The organism is Aggregatibacter kilianii (assembly GCF_003130255.1).
Lineage (GTDB): Bacteria > Pseudomonadota > Gammaproteobacteria > Enterobacterales > Pasteurellaceae > Aggregatibacter > Aggregatibacter kilianii.
In genome coordinates this window covers 386,575-401,795 of sequence record NZ_NRCN01000001.1, presented here as the reverse complement: position 1 = coordinate 401,795, position 15,221 = coordinate 386,575, and the positions used below count along the sequence as shown (strand labels likewise).

The 15,221-nt window shown below is 42.9% G+C and carries 15 protein-coding genes and 1 tRNA gene; 10 read left to right on the top strand and 6 right to left on the bottom strand.

Going from position 1 to position 15,221, the window contains the following annotated elements; translation table 11 throughout:
• The 3 genes from glmM to DK428_RS01660 all read left to right on the top strand — a co-directional run bounded on the left by glmM (position 1) and on the right by DK428_RS01660 (position 2,666).
• Entirely contained in the window at positions 1–1,338 is a 1,338-nt protein-coding gene (glmM, locus tag DK428_RS01670; protein WP_109063764.1) for a phosphoglucosamine mutase, read from the top strand.
• 12 nt (positions 1,339–1,350) lie between these two features.
• Positions 1,351–1,818 carry a phosphohistidine phosphatase SixA gene (gene sixA / locus DK428_RS01665; protein ID WP_109063763.1) on the top strand — a complete coding sequence of 156 codons (468 nt, stop codon included), beginning with the start codon at positions 1,351–1,353 and terminating at the stop codon, positions 1,816–1,818.
• Between the two features lie 236 nt (positions 1,819–2,054).
• A complete protein-coding gene (locus tag DK428_RS01660; RefSeq protein WP_109082627.1) occupies positions 2,055–2,666 on the top strand; it encodes a hypothetical protein in 612 nt (203 codons plus the stop codon).
• Between the two features lie 21 nt (positions 2,667–2,687).
• Here the strand turns inward: DK428_RS01660 and minC are convergent, their stop codons facing one another.
• Positions 2,688–3,350 (bottom strand): septum site-determining protein MinC, encoded by a 663-nt coding sequence (gene minC / locus DK428_RS01655; protein ID WP_109063761.1) that lies wholly within the window; start codon positions 3,348–3,350, stop codon positions 2,688–2,690.
• Positions 3,351–3,435: 85 nt separating this feature from the next.
• On the opposite strand from minC, the gene DK428_RS01650 reads away from it, so the two are divergent.
• From DK428_RS01650 to truB, 7 genes are all read left to right on the top strand, one after another.
• Positions 3,436–3,687, top strand: a complete 252-nt coding sequence (locus DK428_RS01650) for a YcgL domain-containing protein (RefSeq protein WP_109063760.1) — start codon at positions 3,436–3,438, stop codon at positions 3,685–3,687.
• 181 nt (positions 3,688–3,868) lie between these two features.
• Positions 3,869–3,945: transfer RNA gene (locus tag DK428_RS01645), tRNA-Met, on the top strand.
• Between the two features lie 154 nt (positions 3,946–4,099).
• Complete coding sequence (gene rimP, locus DK428_RS01640) at positions 4,100–4,555, top strand: ribosome maturation factor RimP (RefSeq protein ID WP_109063759.1); 456 nt, start codon at positions 4,100–4,102, stop codon at positions 4,553–4,555.
• A 24-nt stretch (positions 4,556–4,579) separates the two neighbouring features.
• Positions 4,580–6,076 (top strand): transcription termination factor NusA, encoded by a 1,497-nt coding sequence (gene nusA / locus DK428_RS01635; protein ID WP_109063758.1) that lies wholly within the window; start codon positions 4,580–4,582, stop codon positions 6,074–6,076.
• A gap of 15 nt (positions 6,077–6,091) precedes the next feature.
• The gene (gene infB / locus DK428_RS01630) at positions 6,092–8,569 is read left to right on the top strand and encodes a translation initiation factor IF-2 (RefSeq protein ID WP_109063757.1); all 2,478 of its coding nucleotides are present in this window, start codon (positions 6,092–6,094) and stop codon (positions 8,567–8,569) included.
• A gap of 170 nt (positions 8,570–8,739) precedes the next feature.
• A complete protein-coding gene (gene rbfA / locus DK428_RS01625) occupies positions 8,740–9,126 on the top strand; it encodes a 30S ribosome-binding factor RbfA (protein WP_005700694.1) in 387 nt (128 codons plus the stop codon).
• On the top strand, positions 9,126–10,046 hold the full coding sequence (truB, locus tag DK428_RS01620) for a tRNA pseudouridine(55) synthase TruB (protein ID WP_109063756.1): 921 nt from the start codon (positions 9,126–9,128) through the stop codon (positions 10,044–10,046). The genes rbfA and truB overlap by 1 nt, the downstream gene beginning before the upstream one ends.
• Before the next feature lie 46 nt (positions 10,047–10,092).
• Here the strand turns inward: truB and DK428_RS01615 are convergent, their stop codons facing one another.
• The 5 genes from DK428_RS01615 to tyrS all read right to left on the bottom strand — a co-directional run bounded on the left by DK428_RS01615 (position 10,093) and on the right by tyrS (position 15,035).
• Positions 10,093–10,707 (bottom strand): fused DSP-PTPase phosphatase/NAD kinase-like protein, encoded by a 615-nt coding sequence (locus tag DK428_RS01615; RefSeq protein WP_109063755.1) that lies wholly within the window; start codon positions 10,705–10,707, stop codon positions 10,093–10,095.
• A 12-nt stretch (positions 10,708–10,719) separates the two neighbouring features.
• The gene (locus DK428_RS01610; protein WP_109063754.1) at positions 10,720–12,174 is read right to left on the bottom strand and encodes a glycoside hydrolase family 32 protein; all 1,455 of its coding nucleotides are present in this window, start codon (positions 12,172–12,174) and stop codon (positions 10,720–10,722) included.
• A gap of 73 nt (positions 12,175–12,247) precedes the next feature.
• Positions 12,248–13,174, bottom strand: coding sequence for an aminoimidazole riboside kinase (locus tag DK428_RS01605; protein ID WP_109063753.1), 927 nt, complete (start codon positions 13,172–13,174; stop codon positions 12,248–12,250).
• A 21-nt stretch (positions 13,175–13,195) separates the two neighbouring features.
• Positions 13,196–13,777, bottom strand: coding sequence for a histidine phosphatase family protein (locus tag DK428_RS01600; RefSeq protein ID WP_109090093.1), 582 nt, complete (start codon positions 13,775–13,777; stop codon positions 13,196–13,198).
• Positions 13,778–13,847: 70 nt separating this feature from the next.
• Complete coding sequence (tyrS, locus tag DK428_RS01595) at positions 13,848–15,035, bottom strand: tyrosine--tRNA ligase (RefSeq protein WP_109063752.1); 1,188 nt, start codon at positions 15,033–15,035, stop codon at positions 13,848–13,850.
• Between the last annotated feature and the right edge of the window lie 186 nt (positions 15,036–15,221).

The window sequence follows — 15,221 nt, the reverse complement described above, 5'->3', positions numbered from 1 at the left end:
ATGGCTGAACGTAAGTATTTTGGCACCGATGGGGTACGAGGCAAAGTAGGAACCAATCCGATTACACCGGATTTTGTGTTAAAACTCGGTTGGGCAGCAGGTAAAGTATTGGCTACACAAGGTTCCCGCGTAGTATTAATCGGTAAGGATACCCGTATTTCCGGCTATATGTTGGAATCCGCCCTTGAGGCAGGGTTGGCGGCAGCCGGTTTGTCGGCCGCTTTTACCGGACCGATGCCGACGCCGGCAGTGGCTTATTTAACCCGCACTTTCCGCGCTGAAGCGGGAATCGTTATTTCTGCCTCACATAATCCGTATTATGACAACGGTATTAAATTTTTCTCCACTCAAGGTACCAAATTGCCGGATGAGGTAGAGGAAGCAATTGAAGCTATGTTGGAACAACCAATGGATTGTGTGGAATCTGCCGAATTGGGGCGTGCGAGTCGAATTAAAGATGCAGCGGGACGTTATATTGAATTTTGTAAAAGTACCTTCCCGGCACATTTAAGTTTGGAAAATTATAAAATCGTTGTGGATTGTGCTAACGGTGCTACCTATGAGATTGCGCCAAGTGTCATGCGTGAATTAGGTGCAGAAGTGATCGAAATCGGTACGGAACCGGACGGCATGAATATTAATGAAAAATGTGGCGCTACCGATATTAAAGCATTGCAGGCAAAAGTACTGGAAGTTAAAGCGGATGTAGGCTTGGCTTACGATGGTGATGGTGACCGTCTAATTATGGTGGATCATCTCGGGAATAAAGTTGATGGCGACCAAGTATTATTTATTATCGCTCGCGAAGCCTTACGTGAGGGACGTTTAAACGGCGGTGTTGTGGGAACGTTAATGAGTAATATGAGTTTGGAATTAGCCTTAAAACAATTAGCCATTCCATTTGTGCGCGCGAATGTGGGCGACCGTTATGTGTTGGAACAAATGCAGGAGCGCGGTTGGGGCTTAGGCGGTGAAAATTCTGGTCATATTATCATTGCCGATCGTAATACCACCGGTGACGGTATTATCGCCTCATTAGCAGTCTTAACGGCCATGGCGAAACATCGTTTATCTTTAAATGAATTGGCCGATGCGGTGAAGTTATTCCCACAAGTGTTAATCAACGTGCGTTTTGCCGGTGGAGATAATCCGTTAGAAAGCGATGCCGTGAAAACAGTAGCAGCAGATGTAGAAAAACGTTTGGCAGGCAAGGGCCGTATTTTATTACGTAAATCCGGTACGGAACCGTTAATCCGCGTGATGGTGGAATGTGAAGACGGTGTCTTGGCACAAAAATGTGCGGAAGAAATTGCCGATGCGGTGAAAGCGAACGGATAGGTTGACGTGGTTATGCGCTTATTCGTTATGCGTCATGGGGAGGCAGAATTGATGGCGAACTCCGATAAGGAGCGCCATCTCAATGCCAATGGCAAAGAACAATCCTTAATGCAAGGAACATGGCTAAAATCTACCGTACTTTCATTTGATAAAGTGCTTGTTAGCCCTTATGCCCGTGCGTTAGAGACATTCGCTCAGGTGAACTCCGTTTACGATCAAACACTTTCCGATAAGCTGGATATTTGGGATGCTATTACGCCTTATGGTGATTCGGGAGTTGTGGGGAATTATCTTTCCGTGTTGATGGAAGACGGGCTGCAAAATGTGTTGCTTATTTCCCATTTGCCCTTAGTGGGCGATATTGTGAAAGAATTGTGCGGTCGAAATCCTGCGAGTTTTTATCCAGCGACCATTGTGGAGATTCATCTGGATAATGAGCGGGCTGAGGTAAAAGAAATAAAATATTTGAATAAATTTTAATCAATGAACAGTGTGGTATAAATTCCCAATAGTTTTTTGTGGCTATTCTAAACTAAAATAAATTTATTTAATTTTAATAGATTAAGTTAAATTTGACGTAATTCAAACGTTGGACTTTACAAAAATAAACAAAAAAATCATTTCCTTTTATTAAAGTTTTGTTACATAGTAGGTACGTCTTACTTAAATTAATTTGTAAGACGTTTATTTTTTTAATGGTTAATTTAGGAGCAATGATGAAAAAATCAGTTTTAGCCGCATTAGTATTAGGCGTAACTTTATGTGTAACCGGTTGTGACGATGGTAAAACATCTCCGAAAACCGAACAGGCGAAAGCAAGTGTTTCTGATGCTAAAGATGCTGTCGTAAACGCTGCAAAAGATGTGAAAGATGCTACAGCTGAAGCTGCTAAAGATGCAAAAGAGGCTGCATCTCAAAAGATGGATGCTATGGCGACGAAAGCCGGTGAAATGAAAGATGCAGTAGCAGAGAAAGCTGGCGAAATGAAAGATGCTACAGTTCAAGCTGCTAAAGACGCAAAAGAGGCTACATCTCAAAAAATGGATGCTATGGCGACGAAAGCTGGCGAAATGAAAGATGCGGCAACAGAAAAAGCCGGCGAAATGAAAGATGCTACAGTTGAAGCTGCTAAAGACGCAAAAGAGGCCGCATCTCAAAAGATGGATGCTATGGCAACAAAAGTCAGTGAAATGAAAGATGCTGCAGCAGAAAAAGCAGGCGAAATGAAAGATGCGGCGGCAGAAAAAGTTGGTCAAGCTGCTGATGCCGTATCTCAGAAAGCTGCAGAAGTGAAAGACGCTGTAAAAAGCGAAACTGAAAGCAAATAAAAAAGCAGACAAAGCTGCTTTTTAGAAGGGGGTAAAAATTAATTTATCCTTTTCCGCAAAAATCCTGACTGAACGATATAAAAATTCAGTCGGGATTTTTTCTTTGTATAAAAAACGGCTATTTACTGCCACAAATTCGGCATCTAAATATTGTGTGTAAATTGAACCTGAACTGCTGTTTACGCCTGCCATTGCGCGGCCTAATAATTCGCCGTAAATATGAATGTTGCCATCAGCAGCCACTTCAGCACCATGTTCTACATCACCATGAATAATCAGATCACTATTTTTGGCGTAAATTACCTGTTTGTCGATGACATTATGCGACACAATTTTGGTGGGTAAATAGCGTGGTTCGGGAAGTATTTCGGAGACGTTATCAACTTTGCCCAGAATTGGTAAATTGGCGGCAAGAATAAGTTCTCTTTGTAGATTATTTTGCCAATCGGCTACACCGATAAGGTGAATGTTGTATTCTGCTAATAAGTCTTTCAATGCAATTAGATTGACTTTTTCCAACATAGGATTGAACTGCAAAATCACCTCAATATTGTGAAATAATGAGGGGGTGTTTTTGGTTTTTTTTGTCAATGCCCGTTTAATCGCGGTTAAACTTGAACTGTTTATGCTGATAAAAACGGCTGAAAATTGGCCTGTGCGTAGTTCAATAATATCCTGAGCCATAAGCAAAATTCCGATGAAAATAGTTGCTTAATGATAATGAATTATTGCAAAATCGGCAACTTGAACCTTATTGAGGAACAATTTTATGCTATGTGCCATTTATAAAAGCCCAAAAGAAGCGGGCATGTATTTATACATTGAAAAACGTGATCAATTTGCTGCTGTGCCGGAGGCATTACTCAAGGTATTTGGTAAGCCGATATTTGTAATGTTATTCAATTTGGCAGGTAATAAGCCCTTAGTGAACGCGGATAAACTGGATGTGCTACGGCAAATTCGGGAGCGGGGTTTTTATTTGCAAACACCGAAGAAAGACGATTGGTTGTTTAGTCTTTAAAAGTGCGGTCAAAAAAAGAAATGTTTTTCAATGTAGGCAAAGCTAATGGCACCAGAGGAGAGAGTAAATAACGTCAGTGATTTATAAGTCATTTTTCATGGCCTTTTTCCTCGTAGGCTTTTGCGTAATTAAATCTTGCTATTTTGATAGCAAGCGTCTATAATGCGCCACATATTTCGGACGCGGGGTGGAGCAGCTTGGTAGCTCGTCGGGCTCATAACCCGAAGGCCGTCGGTTCAAATCCGGCCCCCGCAACCAATCACAAGTTCAGTAAAAAGAACCCCAATTTTGGGGTTTTTTTATACGATAAATTTGCTGTTTGAATATCAGATAGGGATAGTGAATTATTTGATATTTATTGAAAACTGGGCTTTACGCCCTTTTTTTACGTCTATTGTTTGAGGAGGTTGTTTTGGCAACTTTGGAACAAAAATTACAAGAATTATTGCAAGGCTCGGTAGAAGATCTTGGCTGTGAGCTTTGGGGCATTGAATGCCAACGCGTTGGTCGTTATCTTACGGTGCGTTTGTTTATTGATAAAGAGGGCGGAGTCACCGTAGAAGATTGTGCCAATGTGAGCCGTCAGGTAAGTGCGGTGTTGGATGTTGAAGATCCGATTGCCGATAAATATAACTTAGAGGTGTCTTCACCGGGGTTGGATCGTCCGCTATTTACCTTGAATCAATTTGAGCGCTATCTCGGACAAGAAATTTTATTGCATTTGCGCATTCCTGTGGCGGATCGTCGTAAATGGCAAGGGCAATTAGCGAAAATTGAAAATGACATGATAACGCTGATTGTGGATGGAAAAGAACAAGTGTTAGCGTTTGGAAATATTCAAAAGGCTAACGTCGTACCGAAATTTTAAATTTAGAGAAGGATTAAAGCAGACATGAGTAAAGAGATTCTATTAGCGGCCGAAGCCGTATCCAATGAAAAATTATTACCACGTGAGAAAATTTTTGAAGCTTTAGAAAGTGCGATTGCGCTTTCTACTAAGAAAAAATACGAATATGAAGTTGATGTGCGCGTAACGATTAATCCGAAAACCGGAGAGTTTGATACATTCCGTCGTTGGGCTGTGGTGGAAAATGTAATGAGCCCAACCAAAGAAATCACCTTAGAAGCGGCGCGTTTTGAAAACCCGGATATCCAGTTAGGTGATTATGTCGAAGATCAAATCGAATCGATCGCCTTTGATCGTATTGCCATGCAAACTGCACGTCAGGTCATCAGCACCAAAATTCGTGAAGCGGAACGTAGCAAAATCGTAGATCAATTCCGTGCTAAAGAAGGTCAAATCGTGACCGCGACTGTGAAGAAAAGCAACCGTGACAGCATTATTTTAGATGTCAACGGTGAAGACGGTAATAAAGCGGAAGCGGTCATGTTGCGTGAAGATATGTTGCCACGTGAAAACTTCCGTCCCGGCGACCGTGTTCGTGGGGTGTTATACAAAGTCAGTCCGGAAAGCAAAGGCACCCAACTATTCGTTACCCGTGCCAAACCTGAAATGCTGATTGAATTGTTCCGTTTGGAAGTGCCTGAAATCGGCGAAGAATTAATCGAAATTAAAAGTGCAGCCCGCGATCCGGGTTCTCGTGCAAAAATTGCCGTGAAAAGCAATGATAAACGCATTGACCCGGTGGGTGCGTGTGTCGGTATGCGTGGTGCACGTGTGCAGGCGATTACTAACGAATTGGGCGGTGAACGAGTAGACATCGTGCTTTGGGATGATAATCCGGCACAATTCGTGATTAACGCTATGGCACCGGCTGATGTGAGTTCTATCGTGGTAGATGAAGACAAACACGCTATGGACATTGCCGTGGAAGAAGCTAATTTAGCGCAAGCTATCGGTCGTAACGGTCAAAACGTACGTTTGGCAACGCAATTAACCGGTTGGACATTAAATGTGATGACCACGGAAGAATTAAGTGAAAAACATCAAGCAGAAGATAATAAAGTTTTAAATTTATTTATTAATGCGTTAGAAATTGATGAAGAATTCGCTCAATTATTAATTGATGAAGGTTTCTCAACATTGGAAGAATTGGCTTATGTGCCGGTTCGTGAGTTAACGGCTATCGACGGTTTGGAAGATGAGGATTTGGTAGAAGAGTTACAAACTCGTGCGAAAAATGCCATTACGGCGAAAGCGTTAGCAGAAGAAGAAGCCTTAAAACAAGCGAAAATTGAAGATCGTTTATTAAACCTTGAAGGCATGAATCGCCATATTGCATTTAAATTGGCGGAAAAACAAATTACTACATTGGAAGAATTAGCCGAGCAAGGCGTTGATGATTTAAGCGATATTGAAGAACTCAGTGCGGAACAGGCTGCGGATTTAATTATGGCTGCCAGAAATATTTGTTGGTTCACTGAGTAATAAGGGAGTGAAAAGATGACTGAAGAATTAAAAACGAATGCACCCAAAAAACTTAGTTTAAAGCCGCGTACGAAAACCACTGTGAGCGGTACCAGTGCTTCAGGTAAAAGCAAAGAAGTTCAGGTTGAAGTGCGTAAAAAACGTACTATCCCAACCGAAGCCGCCCTAAAAGCGGAAGAAGCGGCAAAATTAAAGGCAAAACAAGAAGCCGAGCAAAAAGCTGCGGAAGAAAGAGCACAAAAAGAGAAGGCTGCGAAAGAAAAAGAAGCCGCTGAAAAAGCGAAACAAGAGCAAAGTGCGGTCAATAATGCAGTTAAATCTGTCGATTCGGAAAAAGAAAAACGTAAGGCTGAAGAAGCGGAATTGCGTCGTAAAGCGGAAGAGTTAGCCCGTCAAAAAGCGGAAGAACAAGCCCGCAAAGCTGCGGAAGAAGCAAAACGTTATGCAGAACATTCTGATGATGAATCTCTCAGTAATGCTGATGATTATTCCGACTACAATTTAACTTCAAGCTATGCGCTTGAGGCGGAAGATGAGGAAGAGCGTCGTAACGAAAATCGTGGTCGTGGTAAAAATAAAGTTGCCAAAGCGAAAAAAAGCGGCCGTGATGATGAAAGCAATAAAAACGAGCGCGAGTCTAACCGTCGCAATCAAAAAGATGTGAAAGGCGGCAAAGGCAAACAAGCGAAGAAAGGTAGCGCATTGCAACAAGCTTTCACTAAACCGACTCAAGCAGTGAATCGTGATGTTGTTATCGGCGAAACCATTACTGTTGCCGAGCTTGCCGGTAAAATGGCGGTGAAGGCGACCGAAGTGATTAAAACTATGATGAAAATGGGCGCGATGGCGACCATTAACCAAGTGATTGACCAAGAAACCGCACAATTAGTGGCGGAAGAAATGGGGCACAAAGTCATCGTACGCAAAGAAAATGAGTTAGAAGAAGCAGTGATGAGCGACCGTGACGTGGATGCCGAATTAGTCACCCGTGCGCCGGTAGTAACCATCATGGGTCACGTTGACCACGGTAAAACCTCTTTGCTTGACTATATTCGTAAAGCCAAAGTCGCTTCCGGCGAAGCAGGTGGGATTACGCAACATATCGGTGCGTATCACGTTAAAACCGATGATGGCAAAATGATCACCTTCTTGGATACCCCGGGACACGCGGCGTTTACTTCCATGCGTGCTCGTGGTGCAAAAGCGACGGACATCGTGGTGTTGGTTGTTGCAGCGGATGACGGCGTGATGCCACAAACTATTGAAGCGATCCAACATGCTAAAGCGGCGGGCGTGCCGATTGTCGTTGCGGTGAACAAAATTGATAAGCCGGAAGCCAATCCGGAACGTGTTGAGCAAGAATTATTGCAATATGATGTTATTGCCGAAAAATTCGGTGGTGATGTGCAATTTGTCTATGTTTCCGCGAAAAAAGGAACCGGTGTGGACGAATTGCTTGAAGCTATCTTATTGCAATCGGAAGTGCTTGAACTCACCGCTGTGAAAAACGGCATGGCAACCGGTGTGGTGATCGAGTCCTATTTGGATAAAGGCCGCGGCCCGGTAGCCACCATTTTGGTTCAATCGGGTACTTTAAACAAAGGTGATATTCTGCTTTGTGGTTTTGAATATGGTCGCGTGCGCGCAATGCGCAATGAAAACGGTAAAGATATCGATGCGGCAGGCCCGGCCATTCCGGTGGAAGTGTTAGGTCTTTCCGGTGTACCGGCTGCAGGTGATGAAGCCACAGTAGTGCGTGATGAGAAAAAAGCACGTGAAGTGGCGTTATATCGCCAAGGTAAATTCCGTGATGTGAAACTTGCCCGTCAACAAAAAGCTAAACTGGAAAATATGTTCAGCAACATGGCGGAAGGCGATGTGGCAGAGCTCAATGTCATTGTGAAAGCAGACGTACAAGGTTCTGTAGAAGCCATTGTTCAGTCTTTAATGGAACTTTCAACCAACGAAGTGAAAGTGAAAGTAGTGGGCTCCGGTGTGGGCGGTATTACTGAAACCGACGCCACCTTGGCCGCCGCTTCTAACGCGATTATCGTTGGCTTTAACGTCCGTGCGGACGGATCCGCCCGCCGCGTTATCGAAACCGAAAATATCGATTTACGTTACTATTCCATCATTTACGAATTGCTTAACGAAATTAAAGCGGCGATGAGCGGTATGTTGCAACCTGAATTCAAACAAGAAATCATCGGTTTGGCCGAAGTACGCGATGTGTTCCGTCATCCGAAATTTGGCGCCATCGCAGGGTGTATGGTGACCGAAGGCCTAGTGAAACGTCACAACCCAATCCGCGTATTACGCGACAACATCGTGATCTTCGAAGGCGAGTTGGAATCTCTCCGCCGCTTTAAAGACGACGTATCTGAAGTACGTAATGGTATGGAATGTGGTATTGGCGTGAAGAACTACAACGATGTGAAGGTCGGCGACCAGATTGAGGTGTTCGAAGTGGTTGAGATTAAACGCTCGATTTAATCTTGAAAGAAAGTGCGGTCAAATTTGACCGCACTTTTTGCCTAAGGTAACGTGTTACTATAGGTTACATATAGCTTGCCCTTTAGGGCGGCATACAAACTTCTCCAAAAGGGAATAATTATGCTTAACCGCGGGTATATTTACCCACGGATAAATAAAAGAGAAATAAAATGGCTCGAGAATTCAAACGTAGCGACCGTGTCGCACAAGAAATCCAAAAAGAAATCGCGGTGATTTTACAACGCGAAGTGAAAGATCCGCGTATTGGCATGGTGACGGTGTCTGACGTGGAAGTGTCCAGTGATTTGGCTTATGCAAAAGTTTTCGTCACCTTCTTATTTGATCACGATGAACAGGCGATTGCGCAGGGCATGAAAGGCTTGGAAAAAGCTGCACCTTATATTCGTACGCTGTTAGGCAAAGCCATGCGTCTGCGTATCGTGCCGGAGATTCGTTTTATTTACGATCAATCTTTGGTTGAAGGTATGCGCATGTCTAACTTGGTGACAAATGTTGTGCGCGAAGATGAGAAAAAACACGTTGAGGACAAAGACTAATGTCCAAACCGCGTAAACGTGGGCGTGATATTCACGGCGTGTTTTTGTTGGATAAGCCGCAAGGTATGTCTTCCAATGACATCATGCAGAAAGTGAAACGTATTTTTCAGGCGAACAAAGCAGGGCATACCGGCGCGTTAGATCCGCTTGCCACCGGAATGTTGCCTATCTGTTTGGGCGAAGCCACCAAGTTTTCGCAGTTCTTGTTGGATGCCGATAAACGTTATTTAGTGACGGCAAAACTGGGAGAACGCACGGACACATCCGATGCAGAAGGACAGATTGTCGAAACCCATGAAGTGAAGGTCAAAACGCCTGAAATTTTGACCGCACTTGAACAATTTCGTGGGGATATTTTGCAAGTGCCGACGATGTTTTCGGCGTTGAAACACAATGGTAAACCGCTTTATGAATACGCCCGTCAAGGTATTACGGTGGAGCGGGAAGCGCGTCCTATTACGATCTTTGAACTGAGCTTCATCGAATACAATGCGCCCTATTTAACCCTTGAGGTACATTGTTCTAAAGGCACTTACATTCGCACTTTGGTGGATGATTTAGGAGAGGCGTTGGGCTGTGGCGCCCATGTAACGATGTTACGTCGAACGGCAGTGGCGGATTATCCGACAGAAAAAATGTTGGATTGGAATGCGTTGCAAGCTTTGGCAGAATCACAAGATTTGAGTTTGTTAGATGCTTTGTTATTGCCTATAGATACTGCCGTGGCGAAGTTGCCGACGTTAACCTTAGATGAAAGCCAAACACAAGGTATCGGATTTGGTCAACGTATAAAATTCGATAATCCTAATAGTCTACAAGGACAAGTGCGGTTATTTTCCCATGAAAATCGCTTTCTTGGTGTGGCGGTGATTGATGAAAATAACGTGATTCGTCCACAGCGATTAGTGGTGTATGAATAAAAAGTGCGGTGAAATTTCACCGCACTTTTTGTTTCTGTGTTAATTCTTATGAAAGTTCATTCAAGCGAACTTTAATCTTGGCAACATTCTCTTCCGTAAAGAAATTATCAATATTTTTCCAAATCGAATGATAGCCATAAGGTGCTTGTTGCATTTCCCATTTGGCTTCGTTTAAGTCCCAATTTTGATAAATCACACGATACATTGCCACGATTAAACCGGTACGATCGGCGCCGTGATAACAGTGCACTAATACCGGACCATCTTTCTGATGTTGGCGAATTTGCCATAAAATATCCGCCACTTCCCGTGTATTAATTGACCACGTTAATAGCGGCGTATTAATCAAATTGATATTTTTATGTCCGAATGCCTGTACGTCATTATTACGATCAAAAAAACGCAAATTGACAATTGTTTTAATATTTAGTTTGTCTAACAGCGGTTCCGCCTGGCGATCTAATTGTTCGCTACGATAAAAATTATCGTCAATGCGATACAAATTTTCATTTTCACTGATTACCGTTGCCCAGTGTTCCGTGTTGGTAGGTGGTTCGCCGGGAGCAGTTGTGCTACAAGCAACCAAAGCGAATGCGGTTAACGCAAAAAGCGAGTGTTTACAGATTGACCTTAGGGGAAAAGCGGGAAAATTTTTTTGCATAAAGATCCTTAATTAACAAAAGTGAATATTCGGCAAATAGCCAAGAATTAAATCTAATGGATGATGCGTTGTGATTATATTGCTTCTATTGGCAATAAAGAATCGGGATGTCATGGCTTTTTCACCATGATTGAAGAAAATTTCCACAATGGAACGATCAAAGAAAATTTCCACCGTTTGTAGATTGTCAATTTCACAGAAACGTTTGCTATCGAATTTTTCCATTAATTCGGTTTGCTCGCTTTGGCTACGATCTAAGCAAACCAATCCGTTTTCATAAGAAAGGCGCAATGATTGTCCTTTTTCGTTTTGGAAGAAAGTCAAATTAAAGGCCCGGTTATTTGCCTCAAATTTTACATAAGCACGATCTAAATCCGCAATCTCGGCTTTTCCATCAAGATGAAGCATCGAAAGTGCGGTCAGATTTTCATACGTTTTTGCAATCGGGCGTTGATAGATTTTGGTGCCTTCTAAACGTAGTTCTCTCGGCAGGGTTAAGGCCGAATGCCATTTGAATTTGTCTGTCGGATAAGTTAAATCCGGCAAACCGATCCAAGCGAAAAGCACTGCGTGGGTTTTATTATCCAAACCGCCGAAGGTTTGTGGGGCGTAGAAATCAAAGCCTTGATCCAACTCGCCGATATATTCCGCTTTAAAGGTTAAATCCGTTAATTTCCCCACAGCATAAGTCGCATGGTAATTATTTTGGAATTGATGAGCTTCACGATCTTTGCCTTGAGGTGACCAAATAAACACATCTTTATCGCCCAGTTTCAACAAATCAGGGCATTCCCACATAAACACATTGGTATTATCAAACGCCGGCAAGGAAAGCTCACCCAGCAGACGCGGCGTATCTTCAAGATTGTCCATTTCAAAAATAATCGCCGTGCCGGTGAGATTTTCCCGTTGTGCACCGCAGATAAAACGGATTTTACCGTTTTCGGTGAAATAAGGTTTCGGGTCGCGAACGTGTTCCGTATAGCCTTCAGGCGCATTTTCAATTAACGGACGTTTGTTTAACAATTTTCCATCAAGATCGAAGATCGCTAAATTTTGATAAGGCACACGTTGATTATCACTTGGGCGACGGGTGTTGCCCGTGTAGAACATGGCTAATTTATCACCGACTTTTAACGCGCCACCGGAATAACAGCCGTGAGATTCAAAAAGCTCACAAGGAATGAGATCGTCAGCAGATTGATAATGTTGGAAATCTTTAGTGATTAAATGCTTCCAATGTTTCATACCGTGTATGGCATCAAAAGGAAACCATTGATAAAAAAGGTGATATTTCTCGCCATCAAAGATGAGACCGTTAGGATCGTTCATCAGTCCGGTTGGAGGCGCAATATGAAAGTGCGGTCGAAAATCCTTGTCTTTTTGCACGGTTTGAGCAATTTCCGCAAGCTCACCGGATTCTGCCGCAAGGATGCTTTTGTATTTCCCGTTGTTGAAAATATGCATAAGGTTTCTCCCTCCGTGTTTGGGCAGTGAGCACGCGTCAGGAGACGCGCGCTATCAAATTGAATCAATGGGATTAGTTTGCCAAAAATTCTGCTAACTGTGCTTTATTCGGCAGGGCAGACATTGCCCCTTTTGCCGTTGTCGCCAAGGCACCGCTGGCATTGGCTTGGCGGATAATTTGCTCAAGCACAGATATTTCTTTCCAATTTGAATGTTGTGAAAGACCGGAAAGGAGACCGCCTACGAACGCATCGCCTGCACCTGTGGTATCAACCGGTTGTAAGGCTTTGCCGGTAATGACATCTTTTTTACCGGCTAAATGATAGAGCGCACCGTGTTTGCCCAAGGTCACGATAATCAATTTTTCCTGATAAAGTGCGGTGATTTTTTCAAATGCTTCAGTTAAGGTTTGCGTATCCGTGAGTAGCGTCAATTCTTCTTCCGAAAATTTCAATACGTCTGCCAATGCCACCGCCTGCATCACCGTTTCTTTCATGTCTTCAAAACTTGGCCACAGAGATTCGCGCAAATTGGGATCGAAAGAGAAAAATCCGCCGGCGGCTTTAATACGACGAATCGCTTCAAAAGTCGTTTCGCGGGAAGGGTTATTGATTAATGCAATGGAACAGCAATGCAACCATTCGTTAGCTTGGAAATTCGGTAAATCGGCTACCTGCAAAAACTGATCCGCACTTGGGTTTACCATAAAGGTAAAGCTTCGTTCGCCGTTGTCTAAACCGACCACGACGGTAGAAGTGCGTTGCTGTGGATCGAGAATCATATGGTTCGTTTGCACATTTTCCTGTTGCAGGGTTTGTTGCATAAATTCGCCCAATGGATCTTTGCCTACACGACCAATAAACGCACTTTCACCGCCTAAACGGGCAATACCTACCGCCACATTTGCCGGCGCACCGCCCGCACAACGCAAATAATGATTTTCTCCGTCCGGAATTAGATCCACCACGGCATCACCCAGTACCCAGATTTTTTGATTCATCATGCTCTCCCGTTATCAGACTTATAAACTTGAATTCTGTTGATATGTAGGATTTTGAAAAATTTCTACACAAAAACACCCATTTTTTTCATGAAATGATTTTACGAAATGATACTTTCTCAAATATTTTTTTATTTCATGCTGAATAAAACCATGACCGACAATACAGCAATCTTGTTGTAGCAAAGTTGGTATTAATTTTTCAACGCGTTTTTTTTCTTTGTGAATGCTATTTTGCGTTTTATTTAATCCTAGCAACCACAGTATCCTAGAAAGAATAAACCATAAATTAAGCGTTAGCTTTATTTTTGGAATATTTATTATTTTTAGATCAAATTCCTTTAAATCTTCCAGTGTAATTCGTTTATTATTCGGGAATAATGCTTCTGCCGTTTTTTGTGCCCTAATTAGGGGAGAAACAAAGACTTTTTCAATTAATAAAATGTCTTGATATGCTGAGCTTTGTTTAAATGAATTTAATTCATCCAATGCCAAATGTTCGGTTTGGTTATAATTAATCAAACGGTTTTGAGCAACGGTAGAGTCGCATTTACTACCATCGACTAATGGTGTTGCATGTCTGATAAGAACAATTTTAGGCATATCATCAAAAATACAGTTAAAAATAACCGCACTTTATGAAGCCATAAGTGCGGTCGATTTTTGTGATGTTTTATCTCACTGTTACCTTGGCGAACTTGCGTTTACCTACTTGGTAAACCGCCGTGGAGGCGGTGATAACGAGTTTGGCGTCTTCGACTTTTTCGCCGTCAATTTTTACGCCGCCTTGCTGCACCATGCGGTTAGCCTCTGAAGTGGAAGCAACCAAGCCGGCTTCTTTTAATAAGTTGGCAAGCCCGATTTCGCCTTCAAAAGTAAATTCCGGCATCTCATCCGGCATCGCCCCTTTTTGGAAGCGGTTGATAAATTCTTGTTCGGCAGCATCGGCAGCCGCTTCATCATGGAAACGTGCGATGATTTCTTTGGCTAATAAAATCTTCACATCACGTGGGTTTTTGCCGTTCGCCACATCTTCTTTCAATTGGGCGATTTCAGTTAATGGACGGAAAGAAAGTAAGTTGTACCAGTCCCACATTAAGTCATCGGAGATGGACATAATTTTGCCGAACATCTCGCCCGGAGCTTCGGTAACACCGATATAGTTGCCAAGGGATTTGGACATTTTTTTCTCGCCATCTAAGCCCACCAATAACGGTAGAGTAATGGCTACTTGCGGTTTTTGACCGGCAGATTTTTGTAATTCACGCCCCACTAACAAGTTGAATTTTTGGTCGGTACCGCCTAACTCAACATCGGCTTCCAACGCAACGGAGTCGTGACCTTGCAAGAGCGGGTAAATAAATTCATGAATGGCGATTGGTTGATTATTGGTAAAGCGTTTTTTGAAATCATCACGTTCCAGCATACGGGCAACGGTGTAGTTGCTCGCCAAACGAATCATGCCTTCGGTGCCCAATTTACCCAACCAGTCGGAGTTGAATACGATGCGGGTTTTTTGCGGATCCAGAATTTTGTAGATTTGTTGTTTGTAGGTTTCAGCATTGCGTAATACGTCTTCGCGACTAAGCGGTGGACGGGTGGTGTTTTTGCCGGACGGATCGCCCACCATACCGGTGAAGTCACCGATTAAGAAAATCACTTCATGACCAAATTGTTGGAACTGACGTAATTTGTTTAATACAACTGTATGACCTAAATGAATATCCGGTGCGGTCGGGTCGGCGCCGAGTTTCACGCGTAATGGACGATTTTCTTTAAGTTTTTCAATTAAATCCTGCTCGGAAAGAATTTCATCTACACCGCGCTTTAGTTCCGCGAGAACGGTATTCATATCAGTCATGTATTTTCCTAATGTTATTCAATCTGTAGTAAAGGCTACATTATAGAGGTTATTCGATAAATTTGAATTATTTTTAAGGGGAGTAGCAAATTTTAGGCAAAAAAAAACGCCTCTTTGTGGGGGAGGAGGCGTCAAATGTTGGAGTGATTATCTATAGTTATTTAATGTTGAAAATGATAATAGTTA